Genomic DNA, 18530 nt, shown 5'->3' with positions numbered 1-18530 from the left:
CAGACCACCCAGGTCCGTCCGGGCGAAGAGGCCCTGAACCGCATCACCGGCGCCCAGGACCCCTCCGGGATTCCGGTCACCATCACCGCACCGGTGACCGAGCGGCCCCGGCGCAGCGGCGGCGCCTCCCGCGGCCGACGCAGGCCCGTTTCGGGTGCCCGGCGCGCGAGCGGGCGGCAGTCCGCGTTCGACGCGGCTGCCTGAGAGCTCGCCCTTGCACGCTGAACCGCCTCACCGCGGCACAACCGTCCCCCTCATCCTGCGAGGCATCATGCGCTGCGTCATCGCCCGATTCCCGTTCGACCTGACCAAGAGCGGTGTCCTGGAATCGATGAAGGGCATCAAGCCCGAGCCGGTCGTCGGCGAGTCCGTGATCATCGGCCGCCGCACCTACCCCGCCAAGCAGGTCGGCCAGGTCGTCACCCGCCAGGACCGACGCGACTTCAGCGTCGGCGAAGTTCTCCGGGCCATGACCCAGCTCGGCTTCACCTGCCGCGGCCTTCCCCAGGCCGCCGCGCCCACGCGCACCCTCAGCCCGCTCCAGCAGGCTTCCGCGCTGCTCGGCGTCCCGGTGGCCGTCTGACCGTCCGACCGACGGGCGAGGCGCGAGCCGGCACCGGAACAGCGAGGAGGGCCCGACCGGCACACGCCGGTCGGGCCCTCCCGCGTCTGGCCGGGTCTTCCTCCTCCCAAGACACGCGAAAATCTATCCCGGCCGAAGTAGACATTGGGCGGCGGCGTGGTTATGGTTTTTCTTGTAACCGAGAGAGACCGCAGGGCTCGGCAGAGACGAACTGCCGGGCAGTAGGACCAGTAGTTGCAGTTCGCAGGACGGTGCGGTGGTGGAGTTTCGAAGCCAGAGCGGTTGCAGGACGGCGACGGGACTGACGACCGGACCGGGTGGCCCGCAGTCATCAGGGGCCGCCGCAAGCACGACCGTTCGAAAGCAGTACCAGTCAAAGAGCAGTACCAGTCAGAGAGCAGTACCAGCAGTACCAGCAGTACGCAGTCCCCGCTTCACCCGTAGTTGATCAATGAGGAAGAACGGAGGGGCCAGGCGCCATCAGGATCGCCCGGGCAGGAGTCCGAGCCCGGGTACCGCAGGACATCGATAGCGAGGTGGTCTCCGGTCACGCATCCGCGATCCCCGCATTCCCGGCAGCATCACGGCCGGGTCGGCGGAAACATGAGGTCGGCGCAGTATCAGGGCCGACAGATGGTGTAGTAGTTCCTTCGGGGCCCTGGTGCCGTACGGCACCAGGGCCCCTCCATGCGTTCCACGAGAGAGGTGCAATGACAGCAGACGACTCGTTCGGCCGTCTTGACGACGACGACTACCCCGCCTACACGATGGGCCGGGCAGCCGAGATGCTCGGCACCACCCAGGGCTTCCTGCGCGCCATCGGCGAAGCCCGTCTGATCACCCCGCTCCGCTCCACGGGCGGCCACCGCCGGTACTCCCGCTACCAACTGCGCATCGCAGCGCGCGCCCGGGAACTCGTCGACCAGGGCACCCCCATCGAGGCCGCCTGCCGCATCATCATCCTCGAGGACCAACTCGAGGAAGCCCAGCGCATCAACGCCGAATACCGTCGCGCCGCCGAATCGTCCCCGCCGTCGGCCTCGGACTGAGGCGCGTTCTGCCCCCGTCGGCATCGGCCCGGACGCGACCTGCCGGCGCACGGGCTTCCGTCACTCCGGCTTGGCGGGTATCGGTGTGGGCCACGGGTGGTCCGGGGTCACGATGGACGTGACGGTGTTCGCGATGATCGACGCGTAGTTCTTGCGCTTGTAGTTGACGTCGGAGTTGATGAACACGACGAGGACGGCCTTGTCGGCCGGGTACTGGACGGCTATCGATTCGTACCCGGGCAGGTCGCCGTTGTGGCCGAGCCATCCGTAGGTATCGAGGATCCCGAGCCCGTACGAGATGCGGGGGACGCCGGTCGGGAGGGTGCGGAGGCGTTCGGCCTGCGTCTTCTTGGTCAGGAGCTTCCCCTCCAGCAGGGCCGGGGCCCAGGCCTTCATGTCCTTCATGTCGGAGACGACCCCGCCGGAAGCCCAGGCCCAGGAGGGGTTCCAGTTGGTGGCGTCGGCGACGGTGCCGTCGGGCGTGACATCGCTGTAGCCGTGGGCGTGCGGGTCCGGCATGGCGCTGTCGGAGGGAAGAGACGTGTCGTCCAGTTCCAGCGGGGCGAACACGTGCTGCCGGAGGTAGTCGCCGAGGCTCTGCCCGCTGACCTTCTCGACCAGCAGGCCGAGAAGGACGAGGTTGGTGTTGCTGTACTGCCACTTCGCCCCCGGCGCGAACGTCGGCGGGTGGGCGAAGGCGATGTCGAGCAGCTGGCGCGGGGTGTAGCCGCGATGGGGGTCAGCGCGCAGGCCCGCGAGCCACTGCTCGTCGTCGATGTAGTCGAAGAGTCCGCTGCGCAGCTCGGCGAGCTGACGGACCGTGATGTGCTCCCCGTTGGGCACACCGGTGACGTAGCGGGAGATGGGGTCGTCGAGTCCGACCTTGCCCCGGTCGACCAGCTGGAGGACGCCGGTGACGGTGAACGTCTTCGTGATGCTGCCGATCCTCGTGTACAGATCGGTCTTCATGGGGGTGCCGGTCTTCGTGTCGGCGGTGCCGAAGGACTTCTCGTACGCGCCGCGGCCCGGGACGGACAGGCTGATGTTGAGACCGGGCATGCCGGTCTCCTTCATGGCCTTCGTGATGGCCGCGTCCAGCTTCTGCACGGTGGCGGCGTCGAAGCCGTCCTGCCGTACGGGGAGGGCGGCCTGCCCGGCGGGAGCGGTGCCCGTGCACAGGGCGGCGAGCAGCAGAGCCGCGGCGGCGGGCAGGGCCGCGCGCCGGCAGCGGCGCCCTCGGAACGGTTGGGGCCTGGCCATCGCCGGTCACCTTCGATCGGGATCGATCCAGACGCCGGAGGACCCCCGAGGGCGTCCGTCCGCTCCAGGCTATGCCTCGATCTTCGCGGCCGCCCCCCGCGAGACCGGCCCGCCCGGCACCTCCGGCCGGTGACGGCGTCCAGGGGGACACGTGCGTCCCGTCGCGAGACGATGGACGCAGGAGCATGCGATGCCGATGACGCCGCTCAGCGCCGAGGACGGGCGCAGCTGCTGGAGGTGCTGGATGCTGACCACCCCTGTATGCCGACTTCTCGGCATCGACGCCCCCGTCGTCTGCGCGGCCTTCGGCCCCTGGGAGGAGGTCGATCTCGCCGCGGCGGTGTGCCGGGCGGGCGGCCTGGGCAGCCTGGGCACCGCCGTCCGGCCCCTTCCGGACCTGAAGGAGCAGTGGGCCCGGCTGCGGCAGCTGACGGACCGGCCCTTCGCGATCAACCACACGACCCGCCCCCTCAACGAGGAGGCCTTCCAGGCCACGATCGAGGAGCGGCCGGCAGCGATCTCCTTCCACCTGGCGGTGCCGCCCGACCTGATCACCCGGGCCCACGACGCCGGCATCCTCTGGATCCAGCTGGTCACCGACATCCGTCAGGCCGACCAGGCACTGCGGGCCGGAGCGGACGTGCTCGTCGCGCAGGGCGGCGAGGCCGGCGGGCACGGCGGGGACGTCGGCACGATGGTGATGGTCCCGGACGTCGTGGACCTGGCGGACGACGTACCCGTCCTCGCGGCCGGCGGGATCGCCGACGGCCGGGGTCTGGCCGCGGCCCTGGCACTGGGCGCGCAGGGTGTGCTGATGGGGACTCGGTTCCTCGCATCGTCGGAGATGAACGTGTCGCAGGCGTGGAAGAGCCGGATCGTCGAGTCCGCCGCCGCGGACGCGGTGAAGGTCGTGGGCAGCGAGCGGATCCTGCCGCCGTTCAACCGCCCGGGCAGTGCCGGGGTACCGCGCTGCCTGCGCACTCCGCTGCTGGACGCCCTGCGCGAGCACCCCGAACAGGTCGACCCCGAGGAGATCGTGCCCCGCGTGATGGCCGCGATCCGCGCCGGCGGGGGCGAGGAGTACCTGCCGTTCACCGGCCAGTCGACCGCCCTCGTGCACGAGGTCCTGCCGGCCGGCGAGATCGTCCGCCGGACGGTACGGGAAGCCGAGGCGGCCCTGGCGGCGGCGGCCCACGCGATCGGCCGGTGACCGTACCCGGCGCTCAGCCGCTTGCGGTGGCGGGCCGGGTAGTCGGGGAGTCGGACTCTGGGGGGTGAAGATGGTGCAGATGCCGTCCTCGGTGCAGGTTTTCCGGGTCGGTCGCGGCGGCGCGGCGGGCGAGGTCGCGCAAAGCGGTCCGGGTCGTGCGCAGTTCGGCGATGCGCCGGTCGATCCCCTCGAGGTGGTGGCCGAGGGTCGACCCGTGCCCCGCCCTCGTGGCCGACCTCGTGGCCTGACACATCAGGAATCGAGAAGCCCGCTGGGCGGGCCGCGGCTAGCGTGATGGTCATGGACATCACCATTCACACGACCGCCCTCCCGCACGACGACCCCGACGCAGCCGTCGCCTTCTACCGCGACGCCCTCGGCTTCGAGGTCCGCAGCGACGTCGGCCAGGGCAAGATGCGCTGGATCACGGTCGGCCCCGTCGACCAGCCCGGCACGTCCATCCTCCTGGCGCCGCCGGCCGCCGACCCCGGGATCACCGAGGACGAGCGCCGCACCATCGTCGAGATGATGGCCAAGGGCACCTACGGCTGGATCCTGCTGGCCACCCGGGACCTCGACGGCACCTTCGAAAAGGTGCAGGCCACCGACGCCGAGGTCGTCCAGGAGCCGACCGAGCAGCCGTACGGCGTGCGCGACTGCGCCTTCCGCGACCCCGCGGGCAACCTGGTCCGCATCCAGGAGCTGCGCTGACCCCGGCCGCCCGCCTCACTCCTCCTCACCGGCGAACACCCCACCCCCGCCTGCCAGTTGCAGACCGGGCCGGTGATCGCGAACATCGATGAACGGAGTTCCCCATGTGCCATCCTGCGTGGATGAGCGCACTTACCGCCGCGCAGCGCCTGAGCGATCTCACCCGGCTGCGCCGCGTTCGCGACCGGATCGACCGGGAGTACGAGCAGCCCCTCGACGTCGAGGCGCTCGCCCGCGGCGTGAACATGTCGGCCGGGCACCTCAGCCGCCAGTTCCGGCTGGCCTACGGCGAGTCGCCGTACTCGTACCTGATGACGCGGCGCATCGAGCGCGCCATGGCACTGCTGCGCCGCGGCGACCTCAGCGTCACCGAGGTCTGCTTCGCGGTCGGCTGCTCGTCGCTGGGCACCTTCAGCACCCGCTTCGCCGAGCTGGTCGGCATGCCGCCCAGCGTCTACCGGCGCCGCGCGGCGGACGGGGCGGCGGGCATACCGTCGTGCGTGGCGAAGCAGGTCACCAGACCCGTCAGGAATCGAGAAGCACCGGCGCCCGAGCCGGAACTAGCGTGATCTGCATGAACTCCCTCGCATCCGTCACCCTCGAGGTGGCCGACCACACGGCCGCCGACCGCTTCTACACCGCCTTCGGCCTGAGCGCCCAGGTGCGCCTGCAGGCCTCGGAGGCACCCACATCCGGCTTCCGCGGCTTCGCCCTGGCGCTCACGGTGTCCCGGCCCGCCACCGTCAACGCGTTCATCGGCGCCGCCCTCGACGCCGGCGCCACGACGGTGAAGCCCGCCTCGAAGTCCTTCTGGGGCTACGGCGGCGTCGTACGGGCCCCCGACGGGACGCTCTGGAAGGTCGCCACCTCGGCGAAGAAGGACACCGGCGCGGACACCCGGCAGATCGACGAGATCGTGCTCCTGCTGGGGTCGGCGGACGTGTCCGCGAGCAAGCGGTTCTACGTCGGCCACGGCCTCGCCGTCGAAAAGAGCTTCGGCAGCAAGTACGTCCAGTTCGACGCCCCTTCGGGCGGCATCAAGCTGGCGCTGTACGGGCGCCGCGCCCTCGCTAAGGACCTCGGCGTCCCCGCCGACGGCGGCGGATCCCACCGGCTCGTGCTGGGCAGCGGCGCCGGCTCCTTCACCGACCCGGACGGGTTCGCCTGGGAGGCCGCATCGATGGCGCCCACGCCCTGATCCGGCACCGCAGATCCGCCGATCCGGCACCGCGGGATCCGGCACCGCAGAATCCGGCACCGCCGACCGACGAGCACCGTACGACTGGAGGAAACATGGCAAGCGCGCCGCCGCGTGGGCTCGAGGAGAGGCTGCGGGACACCCGCGCGCGCGCCTGGAGACCGACGTCGATCTCTGGGTCGCGACGCCCGGCTCCCCGGGCGTCCACCTGATCCCCCTCTCGTACCTCTGGGACGGGACCGCGTTCCTCATCTCGACGCCGCGTTCCTCCGTCACCGGCCGCAACCTGCTGGCGGACGGCCGGGTGCGGCTCGGCCTCGGGCCGACGCGCGACGTCGTCCTCGTCGACGGCACCGCCGAGCCGGTGGACCTCGCCGGCCTCGACCCGGAGACGGGCGACGCGTTCGCGGCCAAGACCGGCTTCGACCCGCGCGAACTCGACGAGCCCTACCAGTACTTCCTGATCCGGCCGCAGCGCATCCAGGCCTGGCGCGAGGCCGACGAACTGCAGGGGCGCACCCTCATGCGCGACGGCCGCTGGCTCGGCTGACCGCCGCGCCGCCCCCGCCGCCCCCGCGGCTCCCGCCCGGGCCACCACCGATCAGCTTCCGAGTACCCGCGAGAGGAAACCTGCAATGAAGAACGCGCAGACGTCCACCCAGAGCACCGGCGCGGCCGACAAGAAGTACGACGGGTTCACGGCCGAGGAACGCGACGCGATGAAGGACCGCGCCCAGGAGCTGAAGACCACCGCGCGCCGCGGTTCGCGCGCGGCCAAGGCGGACGCGGAGGGCGACGTCCTCGCGAAGATCGCCGAGATGCCGGACGCGGACCGCGTCCTCGCCGAGCGCGTCCACGCCATCGTCAGGGCCAGCGCACCGGGCCTCTCGCCGAAGCTCTGGTACGGGATGCCCGCGTACGCCAGGGACGGCAAGGTCGTCTGCTTCTTCCAGAGCGCGCAGAAGTTCAAGTCGAGGTACGCGACGCTCGGCTTCAGCGACCAGGCGGGTCTCGACGACGGCACCATGTGGCCCACCAGCTACGCCCTGACGGAGCTCACCGCCGCCGCCGAGGCACGCATCGGCGCGCTCGTCGAGAAGGCGGCGGGCTGACGTCGGGCCGAGGCGGGCCGAGGCCGGTCCGGCTCAGGACGGTCTGCGGCCGGGCCGCGTGCCTGCAGGGCGGGCAGCTGCGGCAATGCCCGCCCCGCGCCGGCACGCTCCCAGTACTGTCGGGCGCGTCATGCCGTGAGACGCGCGAGCGCCGTGCCCGAAGGAGCCGATGTGGCCGAGGAAGCATTCAGCATCGACAAGCGACCGCTGCGCGATCTGTTGCAGCAGGTCGAGGACGGCCGGGCGCAGCTGCCCGAGTTCCAGCGCGGCTGGGTCTGGCCGTACCCCAACATCGCGAGTCTGCTGGCTTCGATTTCCCTCGGCTATCCCCTCGGCACCCTCATGACGCTCCGCGCCGGAGGCGACGTCCGCTTCAAGTACCGCCCGATCGAAGGCGCCACGCTGCCGGGGCCTCGTGAGCCGGAGTCACTGGTCCTGGACGGTCAGCAGCGGCTGACCTCCCTCTTCCAGTCGCTCAAGCTCGACCGGCCCGTCGCCACCCAGGACGTCCGCAAGCAGGCGGTGTCCGGCTGGTTCTACGTCGACATGCGCAAGGTCCTGGACGGTTTCACCGACCGCGAGGACGCCATCCGCTTCCTGCCCGCATCCCGCAAGGTGGTCAACTTCCGTGGTGAGGTGCAGATCGACCTCTCCAGCCGGGAGAAGGAGTACGAGGCGCTCCTCTTCCCCCTCAACTCCGTGCTGGACTCCGACGAATGGGAGGACGGCTTCTCGGAGCACTGGGACGACAAAGCCAAGTGGCGGCTGTGGAAGGACTTCGAGAAGGCGTTCATCAAGCCCTTCATCCTCTACCACGTCCCCGTCATCGAGCTCGGCAAGGCGACCGAGCGCCAGGCCGTCTGCCAGGTCTTCGAGAAGGTCAACACCGGCGGTGTCACCCTCACCGTCTTCGAGCTGCTGACCGCCACCTACGCGGCGGACGAGTTCGACCTCCGCGACCACTGGGAGCGCGTGTGCCGCGCCGCCTGGCAGGCACCGGAGTACCGCATCCTGCGCGAGGTCTCCAACACCGACTTCCTCCAGGCCGTCACCCTGCTGGCCACCTACCGGCGGCGCGTGGCGGAAGCCGCGCACGTCACCGAGGAGGACCGCCTTCCCCGGGTCGGCTGCAAGCGCAAGGACATGCTCGCGCTCTCCCTGAAGGACTACGAGGAGCACGCCCCGGCCGTCGTCGAGGGCTTCAAGAAGGCCGCGAAGTTCCTGCACCAGCAGCACTTCTTCGACACGAAGTTTCTGCCCTACGGCACCCAGCTGATCCCCCTCGCCGCCGTCCTGGCCGCCGCCGGGAACGGGGCGGAGCCGGCCGGCGCGCAGCGCAAGCTGGCCCGCTGGTACTGGTGCGGAGTGTTCGGGGAGCTGTACGGCGGCTCGACCGAGACCCGGTTCAGCCAGGACCTGCCGGACGTCGTGGAGTGGATCCGCGGCAGCGACCAAGAGCCGCGCACGGTGACGGCCGCCCAGTTCGCACCCGGCCGGCTGCTGACGCTGCGCACCCGCCAGAGCGCCGCGTACAAGGGCATCTACGCGCTGCTGCTCAAGGCCGGGGCGGCCGACTGGCGGACGGGCGAGCCGGTGAAGGTGACCGACTACTTCGACGAGGCCGTCGACATCCACCACGTCTTCCCGAAGGCGTGGTGCGAGCAGAACGGGTTCAAGCCGGAGATCTACAACTCCATCGTCAACAAGACCCCCCTGACCGCGCGAACGAACCGGATCATCGGCAGCCAGGCCCCCTCCGGCTACCTGGCGCAGCTGGCCAAGACCGCCGAGATCGGCCCGGAAGAGCTGGACGCGCACGTCCTCACCCACGTCGCCGGTCCCGCCCTCATGCGGGCCGACGACTTCGACGGCTTTTTCGCCGCCCGCAAGGCTGCCCTGCTCGCCGCGATCTCGGCCGAGATGGGCAAGGCGATCCTGACGGACGCCGAGTCCGACGCCGACGCCCACTCCGGGGCGGCCGCCTGGGTGTCCTGAGCCCGTACCGGCGACCCGACCACCGGCACCGGCACCACTGTCTACGCGAACGCACCGCAGGCCGCCCGCCGCCCGGTCAGCGGGCGGCGGGGCGGGTGCGGGCCCGCCAGCGGACGTACTGCTGCTCCGGGTCGCCGGTGTAGGCCCAGGGGATGCGGGTGGCGCGGCCCTCCAGGAGGTCGAAGACCGTGGCCGCCTCCGCGAGCATGTCGGCGTGGACCAGGCCGTGGGCCAGGTAATTGAGGTCGGCCACGTCCTGGGCCTGCGGGGCCGTACGGGATCCGATCCAGCGCTCCATCGTCGTCCGCAGGTCCCACCGCCCCGCGTCGCCGCTCCAGTGGTGCAACAGGTCCAGGCTGTTCCTGCCCTCGCTCTCCGCCCGGTGCCGGTACTGCTCGGCCCGGGCCACCTGCGGCAGGACCGCGAGGGGCGAACCGAGCGGGGCGGCGGCCGCGCGGTCCCGCGCGAAGTTGTACGCCTGGCCGTGCGAGCCGTGCCAGCGGGCGGACATGTAGCGCAGCCCCTGGTGGTGCGCCTCCCGGTGGTACGGGTCGCGGGCGCAGAGTTCCTGCCACCACCGGCCCATGGCGGCGTGCCCGCCCTCGTACAGCCGCGCCAGGGTCACCAGCGAGACCCACGGATGGGGGTCCTCCGGGGCGGCCTCGGAGGCCTGCAGGCAGATCCGCGCGGTCCAGTCGAGGCGGTTCACGGCCGGCATGGTCCCGCGGCGGGCGACCGCGAACATCCGCATCACCTCGATGTCCGCGCGCAGCACGAGCGCGTCGGGGCTGTCGGGCTCGGAGGCCTGCCAGGCCTCGGCGACCCGCCGGTCCGCGGCGGCGTCGGCCAGCAGCCGGATCCGGTGGCTGCGCCGGTCCCAGTCGCGGGGCGCACCGGCCGCGAGCAGGTCGCGCAGGCCCTGCCAGCGGCCGGCGGCGACGTCCTGGCAGGCCTCCGACAGGGCCTTGTCGCCGAACGCGGGATCGTACTGCGGTGCCGCCGGGGAGCGACGGCGTTTCCAGGCCATGGCCATGCGGACAGGACCCTCCTCGGATCGACGGACCAACCATCTGGGGACCTGCGGCACTGCGGACCTGCGGACCTGCGGACGTACGGGCCGGCGGCTCAGAAGTCGGTGAGGAGTTCGTCGGGCCGGCCCGTGCCGCCCCGGGAGGAGGGGTCGAAGTCGGTGACCCCGTACGAGGCGTCGACGGCCCGGGCGCGTTCGGGGTCCAGCGGGACCGCCTCGTAGTACGAGCGGCCGTGCTGCCGGTACCTCAGCATCGGCACGACGCCCAGCACGAGCGTGCCGAGCCCGATGCCGAGGGCGAGGGCGTTCAGCTCGGTCAGCGACCGTACGAAGATCCACGCCATGAACAGCCCGCCGCCCAGCGGCCACAGGCCGATGAGGAGCAGGTTCCCCACGGACGCGAACAGCTGCCGGCGGTGGACCACGACGGCGGAGAACGCGGCGAGGCCGTAGTAGAAGCAGATCAGCAGGCCCACGCCGCTGACCGCGTCGGCGAGCAGCCGCGCGCCGGAGCCCGCGCCGGAGCCCAGGTTGACCGCGACGGTGAAGGCGAGCGCGACGCCCGCGACGACCGCGGTGGCGGTCCACGGCGTCTGCCGGACGGAGTGGATGCGGCCGAACGCCGGGGGGAGGGTGCGGTCGCGGCCCATGGCGAAGAGGGTGCGGGTGGCCTGCAGGAGCGAGGTCTCCAGCGTGGCGACGGTGGAGAGCAGCACCGCGAGGACGAGCAGCCGGCCGCCCCAGCCGGGCCAGACCGCGTCCCCGAGGACGGTCAGGAAGGACTCGGGGTTCTGCCGTACGACGTCGGTGCCGACGAGGATGTTGACGGAGATCGTGAAGACGACGAACAGGGCGAAGCACGTCACGACGCCGATCACCCCGCCGAACCCCGAGCTGCGGCGCCCGCCGCGGGTCTCCTCGCCGAGGTTGCTCGTCACGTCCCAGCCCCAGTAGGCGAAGACGGCGATCAACGCCCCGGTCACGAAGTGGTGTTGGCCGTCGAAGTGGCCGAAACCGAACCAGGAGAGGGAGAAGTCCGCCACGTTGCCGTCCGTGGACAGGGCGGCGACGGCAAAGGCCACGAGCAGGACGAGCTGCGTCCCGGTGACGGCGGTCTGGGCGTGGGCGCTGATCCGGGCGCCGTACATCACGACGCCGGCCATGAGCAGGAACCAGCCGGCGCCGACGGCGGTGGCCAGGGCGGTGTGGCCGGCGGCCGGGGTCCCGAAGAGGGACAGCGTCGCGGCGCCGGCGGGCAGGGCGGTGGAGGCCATGAACACGGTGGCGGAGACGACGAGAGCCCAGCCGCTGAGGAAGCCGAGGAAGGGATGCAGCGACCGGCCCGTCCAGGCGTACGAGGCGCCGGCGTTCGGGTCGAGGCGGCCCAGGTGGCGGAAGGCGAGGGCGATCCCGAGGACGGGGAGGGCGCAGTACAGGAGGACGGCCGGGCCGGCGACACCGACGGCGGCTATCAGTGCGGGGAAGGTGCCCGCGATGGTGTAGGCCGGGCCGCAGCCCGCCACGGCCATCACGACGGAGTCGAACGTGCCCAGCGCGTCGGCCCGCAGACTCCCTCCGGCACCAGAGTGCTTGCTCACGATCACGTCTTTCCTGGGGGCGTACCAAGGGAAAGGGGGAGGGAATGAGGGAAGAAAGGGGGAGGGAGGGAGAGGTGGGAAAGGGGAGGCGGGAAACGGAGAGGGGAAAGGGGGCCGGGGAAAACTCCTGGGGATTCCCGGCACGTCGGAAATCCGGGCGGCTTCGCGGTGGCGTTCCCGGCCCTTCCTGAGCCGGCCCGGTCGCGGTTCGCACGACCGGGCGGCTGAACAGGAACCAGATCCTGCCCAAACCGCCCAGGAAGCGCAAGGGTTCGAGCGAAGATTCCGCCGATCGACCCGGTTATTGATATTCGAATCAATGCAAGCTTTCCCGGTCCACCGAGGATTCGCTGGTGATCCTCGGCAAGACCGGAACCGGGCCGGGCGGTTCGGCGGGTGCGGGTCAGCCGCCCAGGACGGACCCCAGGTCGATCCGCGCGAGGCGCTCCGGGTCCGTGAGGATGTCGAGCGCGACGATCTTTCCGTCCTTGACGGTGAACGCCATCAGCGACAGCGGCTTGCCTTCCGCCACGGCGAGTACCCCGGGAAAACCGTTGACGAAGACCGGGTGGGCCGCCGCGGCGAACCGGGCGAACATGATGGCGTTCGAGGCGACGTTGCCCGCACCGCGCCGGACCGCGCCGGGGCGCAGCGCGCCGCCGTCGGAGCGGGCCACGACATCGGGGTCGAGGAGGTCGACGAGCGCGTCGAGGTTCCCGCCGCGCGAGGCGGTGAGGAAGGCTTCCACGACCTCCCGGGTGCGCACCAGGTCGGTGTCGGGAGCGGGGGCGGCCCCCTGGACCCGGCGGCGGGCGCGGCTGGCGAGCTGCCGGGTGGAGGCGGTGGTTCGGCCGAGGACCGGGGCGATCTCGTCGAACGGGACCGCGAACAGGTCGTGCAGGACGAAGGCGAGCCGCTCGGCGGGAGCCAGGGTCTCCAGGACCACCAGCAGCGCGATGCCCACCGAGTCGGCGACGAGGACCTCGTGCTCCGGATCGATGGCTGCGAGCCCCGTGACGACCGGATCGGGCAGCCGCACGTACCCGTCCTGGTCCTGCAGCGGATCCTCGCGCCGCGTGGTGCGCGAGCGCAGCATGTCCAGGCACACCCGGCCGACGACGGTGGTCAGCCAGCCGCCCAGGTTCTCCACGGCCGTGACGTCCGAGCGGCTCAGTTTCAGCCAGGCCTCCTGCACGGCGTCCTCGGACTCGCTGATCGAGCCCAGCATCCGGTAGGCCACGGCCCGCAGATGGGGGCGGTACTCCTCGAAGCGCCGGGCCAGGGCGTCCTGCTCGCTCACCTGTCACGTCCTCGCGTCGTTGATCGTAAGTCCACGCATGGACGGTAACCGGATGATGCGTCATGTGCGCATGGATTCCGGCCGGATGCCGTCCCGGTGCCGTTCCCGGTGACCGTCACACAGGGCTCGATGTGAGCCGCGTACGGCCGCACAATGGCGATCATGCGGATCGCGATATTGGGGCCCCTGGAGGTTCGGACCGGGGACGGGGACGGGGACGGGGGCGGGCACGACGTCGTCGTCGGGGTCGGCGGGGCGCGACTGCGTGCGCTGCTGGTGCTGCTCGCGCTCGAGCCGGGCCGGGTGGTCCCCTCCGAGCTGCTGATCGACGGGATCTGGGACCAGGACCCGCCGATGGGCGCGCCGAACGCCCTCCAGGCACTGGTGTCGCGGCTGCGCCGGGCGCTGCCGGGGGTGGAGATCGCGTCGCATCCGGCCGGGTACCGGCTCCTCGTCGAGCCCGACGCCGTCGACGCGGTCCGCTTCGAGCGGCTCGCCGCGGCCGGGCGGGCGGCGCTGGAGCGCGAGCCGGCCACCGCCGCCGGGACCCTGCGCGAGGCGCTGGAGCTGTGGCGCGGACCGGCCCTGCTGGACGTGGCGGGCTCCGACTTCTTCCGGGCTCCGGTGACCCGGCTGACGGAGCTGCGGGCGGCCGCGCTCGAGGACCGCATCGAGGCGGATCTACGACTGGGACTCGGTCGGGAGCTGACCGGGGAGCTGGCCTCCCTCGTCGCGGAACACCCGCTGCGGGAACGGCTGGTCGGGGCACTGATGCGGGCGCTCGTCGCGGCCGGCCGGCCCGCCGAGGCGCTCGCCGCGTACGGTCGGGCCCGCGAGGCCCTCGCCGAGGAACTCGGCGCCGACCCGTCGCCGGAGCTGGCCGCGCTGCACACCGCGGTACTGCGGGGCGAGGTCGCCGGCGGCCCCGGGCCCGTGCCGCCCGTACGGTCCCGGCCGCCCGTCGAGCCCGTTCGTGCAGAACAGCCCGGGCAGGAGCGCGTACGTCCGGAACAGCCCGCACGGCCCGCACAGCCCGCACGGCCCGCTCCGCAGCCCGCTCCGCAGCCCGCTCCGGCGGGGGCGGCGGCCGGCGCCCCCGCCGATCTCCCGCCCGCGACCAACCTCCGCGCCCCGCTGGCCAGTTTCGTCGGCCGCGACGCCGACCTCGCCCGGGTCGCCGCGCTGATCGGCGAGCACCGGCTCACCACCCTCACCGGACCCGGCGGCGCCGGCAAGACCCGGCTGTCGGTCGAAGCGGCCCGTCCGCTGCTCGGCCGGTTCCCCGACGGCGTCTGGCAGGTCGAGCTCGCACCGCTGGGCGCGGAGGCCGACGTACCGCAGGCCGTGCTGTCCGCACTCGGCCTGCGGGAGCAGGCTTCGGCGCCGGGCGAGCCCCTGGACCGGCTCGTCGCGGCGCTGCGCACCCGGACCGCCCTGCTGGTCCTCGACAACTGCGAGCACCTGATCGAGGCGGCCGCGACCCTGGCCGACCGGCTGCTCGGCGCCTGCCCCGGGATGCGGATCCTCGCGACGAGCCGGGAGCCGCTCGGCCTCACCGGCGAGGCGCTGTGGCCGGTGGAGCCGCTGGCCCTCCCGCCGCAGGACGCGGGAGCCGCCGAAGCCATGTCGTACGCGGCGGTCCGGCTGCTCGGCGACCGGGCGGCCGCGGCCCGGCCGGGCTTCGCCGTCGGCGGGGAGACGGCAGCAGCCGTGACCCGGATCGTCCGCGCCCTGGACGGGATGCCCCTGGCGATCGAACTGGCCGCGGCGCGGCTGCGCACGATGAGCGCCGAGCAGCTGGCGGCGGGGCTCGACGACCGGTTCCGGCTGCTGACCGGCGGCGCCCGGACGGCCCCGCGCCAGCACCGGACGCTGCGGGCGGTCGTGGACTGGAGCTGGGAGCTGCTGACCGGCCCGGAACGGGCCCTGCTGCGCCGACTGGCCGCGTTCCCGGGCGGCGTGACGCTGGAGGCGGCGGAGCGCGTGTGCGCGGACACCCCGCCGGGCGGGGCCGACGGCCTCGAAGCGACCGTCGGCGTACGGGACATGGCCGCGGCGGCCGAGGCGGTGGGCGTACGGGACGTACTCGATCTCATGACCTCGCTGACCGAGAAATCGCTGCTGGTGACCGCCGGAGACGGCCGCTACCGGATGCTCCAGACCATCAGGGCGTACGGCCTGGAGCGGCTGGCCGAGGCCGGCGAACAGGAGCCGGTCCGCCGGGCGCAGACCGCGTACTTCACCGGGCTGGCCCGGACCGCTGATCCGCACCTGCGCCGGGCGGACCAGCTGGAGTGGCTCGCGCGGCTGGCCGTCGAGCACGACAACCTCAAGGCGGCGCTGCGCGGCACGATCGCGGCGGGCGACGCGCGGGCCGCCGTGGGCCTGGTCTCGGCGGCCGGCTGGTACTGGTGGCTCAGCGGCCACAAGGCGGAGGGCGCCGAACTGGCGGCGGCCGCGCTGGCACTGCCGGGCGGGGCAGCAGAAGAAGACCTGGTCGTCGCGTACGCGCTCTCCGTCCTGTTCGCGACGGCCGGGGTCGGCGACGAGAAGAAGCTGGCGGCGCTGCTCGGCGAGGCGCTGCGGCTCGCGGAGCGGACGGACAGCCGGCATCCGGTGGTGCGGTTCCTCGGGCCGGTCGACCGGATGCTGCGCAGTGCCGCCGCGGGCACGCCTGCGCCGGCGGACACCTGGGAGGAGCTGCTGGCCGACGCGGATCCGTGGGTACGGGCGCAGGGACGGCTGGAGGGCGCCCGGACCCTGCTCGGCGCCGGCGGCCCGCCTGCTCAGGCCGAGCAGGCCATCGAGGAGGCGCTGGCCGGGTTCCGGGCGCTCGGGGAGCGGTGGGGCGCCTCCTTCGCGCTGACCGTGCTGGCGGACCTGGTGGCCCGGCGCGGGGACTTCACGGCGGCGCTCGGCCACTACGAGCAGGCCGTCGAGGTCGTCGGAGAGATCGGGGGGCTGGAGGACCGGCTGCACGCCCTGATCCGGCAGGCGCAGCTGTCCTGGCTGGCCGGCGACCCGGCGGGCAGCGCCGCGGCCCTGGCGCGGGCGGAGCAGGACGCCGCCGCGGCGGGCTGGCCGGAGTCGATCGCGGTACTGGCGCACGGCAAGGCCGAACTGGCCTGGTGGACCGGGAGGTTCCCGGAGGCGAGGGCCGAACTGGCACGGGCCGAGGCGGCGATCGCCGGGATCTCCGCCCATCCGGTGTTCCGCGCGATGGCCCTCGACACGCGCGGCCACCTGGACGCGGCGGAGGGCGAGCTCGACGCGGCCCGGGCCCACCGCGCGGAGGCGCTGGACCTGGCGCTCGGTTCCGGGCACGCGCCGACGGTCGCCCAGGTGCTGGTCGGCGTCGCGGACCAGGCCGTACGCGAGGACCGGCCGGAGCAGGCGGCCCGGCTGCTGGCGGCCGCGCTGGCGGTACGGGGCGGGCCGGACCACGGGCGTCCGGACGCGGCGCGGGTGGAGAACGCGGCGCGCGCCGCGCTCGGTGAGGGGTTCACCGAGGCGGCGCGATGCGGTGCGGAGTCAGGGGTGGCGTCGGGTGTGGGGTCGGGCGTGGCGTCGAGCGTGGAGGCCGTGCGGGAGCTCGCGGCGCCCACCCTCAGCCGGCCTGGCGGTTGAACACCCTGGTGGCCCAGAAGTACCCGGCCACCGTGAGCCCGAGGCACCAGGCGACGGCGACGATCCCGTTGTCGCCGATCGGGGTGCCCGTCAGCAGGCCCCGGACGGTCTCGATGATCGGGGTGAAGGGCTGGTGTTCGGCGAAGACGCGGACCGCGGTGGGCATCGAGTCGGTGGGGACGAACGCGCTGCCGATGAAGGGCAGGAAGGCCAGCGGCAGCACGATGTTGCTGGCGCCCTCCGGGGTCTTGCTGACGGTGCCGAGGGCGACGGCCAGCCAGGTCACGGCGAAGGTGAGCAGGGTGATCAGGCCGAGGGCGGCGAGCCCTTCGGTGAGCCCGGCGGAGGGCCGGAAGCCCATCAGCAGGGCGATCCCGATGACGAGGCCGACGCTGACCAGGGTCTGGAGCACGCTGCTGATCACGCGGCCGACGAGGATCGACGGGCGGGAGATGGCCATGGTCCGGAAGCGGGCCACGATCCCTTCGGTGAGGTCGGTGCAGACGGACACCGCGGTGGAGGTGGAGGCGGCGGTCACGGTCATCAGGAGGATGCCGGGGACCAGGTAGTTGATGTAGGCGGTGCCGGTTCCGATGCCGGCGGCGAGCGGCCGGCCGAGGACGTAGACGAAGAGCAGCAGGAAGATGACGGGCACGGCCATGGTGCCGAGGGAGAGCCCGGGATAGCGCAGCGCGTGCTTGAGGTTGCGGCGCAGCATCGTCGCCGCGTCGCGCAGCGGGGCGGGGGTGGCGGCGGGGGCCGGCGCGGGGGCGGTGGAGGTGCTCATCGTACGGACTCCTTGGCGGTCTGAACGGGGGCGACAGGGGCGAGGGAGGTGCCGGGGGCGACGGGCGTGACGGGCCGCCCGGTCAGGGCGAGGAAGACGTCGTCGAGGTCGGGGGTGTGCACGGTCAGGCCGCTGACCTCGATGGACTCGGCATCGAGCCGGTCGAGCAGCGCCCGCAGCGACTGCACGCCGCCGTCGCTCGGGACCTGGAGGGTGAGGGCCTCCGCGTCTCGGGACGCCTCGCCGAAGACGCGGGCGGCCCGCTCGTACCCGCCGGGCTCGGCGAACCGGAGGTTGATGTTCCCGCCGGGAACCAGCCGCTTGAGCTCGTGCGCGGTGCCCTCGGCGACCAGCTTTCCGTGGTCGAGGACGGCGATGCGGTCGGCCAGCTGGTCGGCCTCTTCCAGGTACTGGGTGGTGAGGAAGAGGGTGACGCCGTCGGCGACGAGCTCGCGGATGATCTGCCACATCGCGCGGCGGCTGCGGGGGTCGAGGCCGGTGGTCGGCTCGTCGAGGAAGATGACCTGCGGGCTGCCCATCAGGGTCATCGCCAGGTCGAGGCGCCGCAGCATGCCGCCGGAGAAGGTGAGCGCCACCTTGCGGGCCACGTCGGCGAGGTCGAAGGCCTCCAGCAGTTCGGCGGCCCGCCGGCGGCCCTCGGCCTTGCCGAGGTGGCGCAGGTCGGCCATCAGGAGCAGGTTCTCCTCGGCGGTGAGCAGCTTGTCCACCGCCGAGAACTGCCCGGTGACTCCGATGGCCGCCCGTACGGCGTCGGGGTGCGTGGCCAGGTCGTACCCGGCGATCCGTACGTGGCCGGAGTCGGTGCCGATCAGGGTGGACAGGATCTGCACGGTGGTGGTCTTGCCGGCCCCGTTCGGACCGAGCAGCGAGAAGATCGTCCCTGCCGGGACGTGCAGGTCGATTCCGTCGAGGACGGTCTTGTCCCCGTACGCCTTGCGCAGCCCGGTGGCCGTGATGGCCGGCCGGCCAGAGTGTGAGGTCATGTCGCTCGCTCGTTTCGTGGTCGCGTCCTTCTGACGCCGTCACCATGAACGCCCCCGCTGACAGCC

Annotated in this window: 15 protein-coding genes and 2 pseudogenes; 11 read left to right on the top strand and 6 right to left on the bottom strand. The window is 72.6% G+C overall.

Annotated features, from left to right (window positions below; translation table 11 throughout):
* The 3 genes and pseudogenes from ACZ49B_RS34230 to ACZ49B_RS34220 form a co-directional block, all read left to right on the top strand.
* A pseudogene (locus ACZ49B_RS34230) lies at window positions 1-204 on the top strand (DEAD/DEAH box helicase); the annotation flags it as partial.
* Between the two features lie 67 nt (window positions 205-271).
* Window positions 272-583, top strand: a complete 312-nt coding sequence (locus ACZ49B_RS34225) for an SCO5918 family protein (protein ID WP_468313806.1) — start codon at window positions 272-274, stop codon at window positions 581-583.
* Between the two features lie 710 nt (window positions 584-1293).
* On the top strand, window positions 1294-1632 hold the full coding sequence (locus ACZ49B_RS34220; protein ID WP_468313804.1) for a MerR family transcriptional regulator: 339 nt from the start codon (window positions 1294-1296) through the stop codon (window positions 1630-1632).
* A gap of 60 nt (window positions 1633-1692) precedes the next feature.
* On the opposite strand, the gene ACZ49B_RS34215 is transcribed toward ACZ49B_RS34220, so the two are convergent.
* Window positions 1693-2892 (bottom strand): serine hydrolase domain-containing protein, encoded by a 1200-nt coding sequence (locus ACZ49B_RS34215; protein ID WP_468313801.1) that lies wholly within the window; start codon window positions 2890-2892, stop codon window positions 1693-1695.
* 190 nt (window positions 2893-3082) lie between these two features.
* Here ACZ49B_RS34215 and ACZ49B_RS34210 point away from each other — a divergent pair, with 190 nt between their 5' ends.
* The 7 genes and pseudogenes from ACZ49B_RS34210 to ACZ49B_RS34180 all read left to right on the top strand — a co-directional run bounded on the left by ACZ49B_RS34210 (window position 3083) and on the right by ACZ49B_RS34180 (window position 9118).
* On the top strand, window positions 3083-4102 hold the full coding sequence (locus ACZ49B_RS34210) for an NAD(P)H-dependent flavin oxidoreductase (protein ID WP_468313799.1): 1020 nt from the start codon (window positions 3083-3085) through the stop codon (window positions 4100-4102).
* Window positions 4103-4402: 300 nt separating this feature from the next.
* Entirely contained in the window at window positions 4403-4813 is a 411-nt protein-coding gene (locus ACZ49B_RS34205; RefSeq protein WP_053789636.1) for a VOC family protein, read from the top strand.
* Between the two features lie 122 nt (window positions 4814-4935).
* Window positions 4936-5382 (top strand): helix-turn-helix transcriptional regulator, encoded by a 447-nt coding sequence (locus ACZ49B_RS34200; protein ID WP_468313797.1) that lies wholly within the window; start codon window positions 4936-4938, stop codon window positions 5380-5382.
* A 5-nt stretch (window positions 5383-5387) separates the two neighbouring features.
* Window positions 5388-6011: a glyoxalase gene (locus ACZ49B_RS34195; RefSeq protein WP_468313794.1), complete on the top strand. Its 624-nt coding sequence runs from the start codon at window positions 5388-5390 to the stop codon at window positions 6009-6011.
* Window positions 6012-6106: 95 nt separating this feature from the next.
* Window positions 6107-6561, top strand: a pseudogene (locus ACZ49B_RS34190) (pyridoxamine 5'-phosphate oxidase family protein).
* 85 nt (window positions 6562-6646) lie between these two features.
* Window positions 6647-7123: an iron chaperone gene (locus ACZ49B_RS34185; protein ID WP_468313791.1), complete on the top strand. Its 477-nt coding sequence runs from the start codon at window positions 6647-6649 to the stop codon at window positions 7121-7123.
* Window positions 7124-7294: 171 nt separating this feature from the next.
* Window positions 7295-9118: a GmrSD restriction endonuclease domain-containing protein gene (locus ACZ49B_RS34180; protein ID WP_468313789.1), complete on the top strand. Its 1824-nt coding sequence runs from the start codon at window positions 7295-7297 to the stop codon at window positions 9116-9118.
* Window positions 9119-9194: 76 nt separating this feature from the next.
* On the opposite strand, the gene ACZ49B_RS34175 is transcribed toward ACZ49B_RS34180, so the two are convergent.
* The 3 genes from ACZ49B_RS34175 to ACZ49B_RS34165 form a co-directional block, all read right to left on the bottom strand.
* Window positions 9195-10151 (bottom strand): hypothetical protein, encoded by a 957-nt coding sequence (locus tag ACZ49B_RS34175; protein WP_468313786.1) that lies wholly within the window; start codon window positions 10149-10151, stop codon window positions 9195-9197.
* Between the two features lie 92 nt (window positions 10152-10243).
* Complete coding sequence (locus ACZ49B_RS34170; RefSeq protein ID WP_468313783.1) at window positions 10244-11746, bottom strand: APC family permease; 1503 nt, start codon at window positions 11744-11746, stop codon at window positions 10244-10246.
* 403 nt (window positions 11747-12149) lie between these two features.
* On the bottom strand, window positions 12150-13046 hold the full coding sequence (locus ACZ49B_RS34165; RefSeq protein WP_468313780.1) for a sigma-70 family RNA polymerase sigma factor: 897 nt from the start codon (window positions 13044-13046) through the stop codon (window positions 12150-12152).
* Between the two features lie 162 nt (window positions 13047-13208).
* On the opposite strand from ACZ49B_RS34165, the gene ACZ49B_RS34160 reads away from it, so the two are divergent.
* Complete coding sequence (locus ACZ49B_RS34160; protein ID WP_468313777.1) at window positions 13209-16673, top strand: AfsR/SARP family transcriptional regulator; 3465 nt, start codon at window positions 13209-13211, stop codon at window positions 16671-16673.
* On the opposite strand, the gene ACZ49B_RS34155 is transcribed toward ACZ49B_RS34160, so the two are convergent.
* Window positions 16654-17460 carry an ABC transporter permease gene (locus tag ACZ49B_RS34155; protein ID WP_468313774.1) on the bottom strand — a complete coding sequence of 269 codons (807 nt, stop codon included), beginning with the start codon at window positions 17458-17460 and terminating at the stop codon, window positions 16654-16656. The genes ACZ49B_RS34160 and ACZ49B_RS34155 overlap by 20 nt on opposite strands.
* Complete coding sequence (locus tag ACZ49B_RS34150; RefSeq protein WP_468313771.1) at window positions 17457-18464, bottom strand: ATP-binding cassette domain-containing protein; 1008 nt, start codon at window positions 18462-18464, stop codon at window positions 17457-17459. The genes ACZ49B_RS34155 and ACZ49B_RS34150 overlap by 4 nt, the downstream gene beginning before the upstream one ends.
* Between the last annotated feature and the right edge of the window lie 66 nt (window positions 18465-18530).

The organism is Streptomyces sp. NPDC031132 (genome assembly GCF_055570595.1).
Note: the sequence above shows the minus strand (reverse complement) of the source record. Positions and strands in the feature narration are given on the sequence as shown.

Coding starts and splice junctions, on each gene's coding strand:
- ACZ49B_RS34200 (WP_468313797.1), top strand. CDS start 4,936: ATGAGCGCACTTACCGCCGCGCAGCGCCTGAGCGATCTCACCCGGCTG.
- ACZ49B_RS34210 (WP_468313799.1), top strand. CDS start 3,083: ATGCCGATGACGCCGCTCAGCGCCGAGGACGGGCGCAGCTGCTGGAGG.
- ACZ49B_RS34215 (WP_468313801.1), bottom strand. CDS start 2,892: ATGGCCAGGCCCCAACCGTTCCGAGGGCGCCGCTGCCGGCGCGCGGCC.
- ACZ49B_RS34220 (WP_468313804.1), top strand. CDS start 1,294: ATGACAGCAGACGACTCGTTCGGCCGTCTTGACGACGACGACTACCCC.
- ACZ49B_RS34205 (WP_053789636.1), top strand. CDS start 4,403: ATGGACATCACCATTCACACGACCGCCCTCCCGCACGACGACCCCGAC.
- ACZ49B_RS34175 (WP_468313786.1), bottom strand. CDS start 10,151: ATGGCCATGGCCTGGAAACGCCGTCGCTCCCCGGCGGCACCGCAGTAC.
- ACZ49B_RS34155 (WP_468313774.1), bottom strand. CDS start 17,460: ATGAGCACCTCCACCGCCCCCGCGCCGGCCCCCGCCGCCACCCCCGCC.
- ACZ49B_RS34160 (WP_468313777.1), top strand. CDS start 13,209: ATGCGGATCGCGATATTGGGGCCCCTGGAGGTTCGGACCGGGGACGGG.
- ACZ49B_RS34225 (WP_468313806.1), top strand. CDS start 272: ATGCGCTGCGTCATCGCCCGATTCCCGTTCGACCTGACCAAGAGCGGT.
- ACZ49B_RS34185 (WP_468313791.1), top strand. CDS start 6,647: ATGAAGAACGCGCAGACGTCCACCCAGAGCACCGGCGCGGCCGACAAG.
- ACZ49B_RS34150 (WP_468313771.1), bottom strand. CDS start 18,464: ATGACCTCACACTCTGGCCGGCCGGCCATCACGGCCACCGGGCTGCGC.
- ACZ49B_RS34195 (WP_468313794.1), top strand. CDS start 5,388: ATGAACTCCCTCGCATCCGTCACCCTCGAGGTGGCCGACCACACGGCC.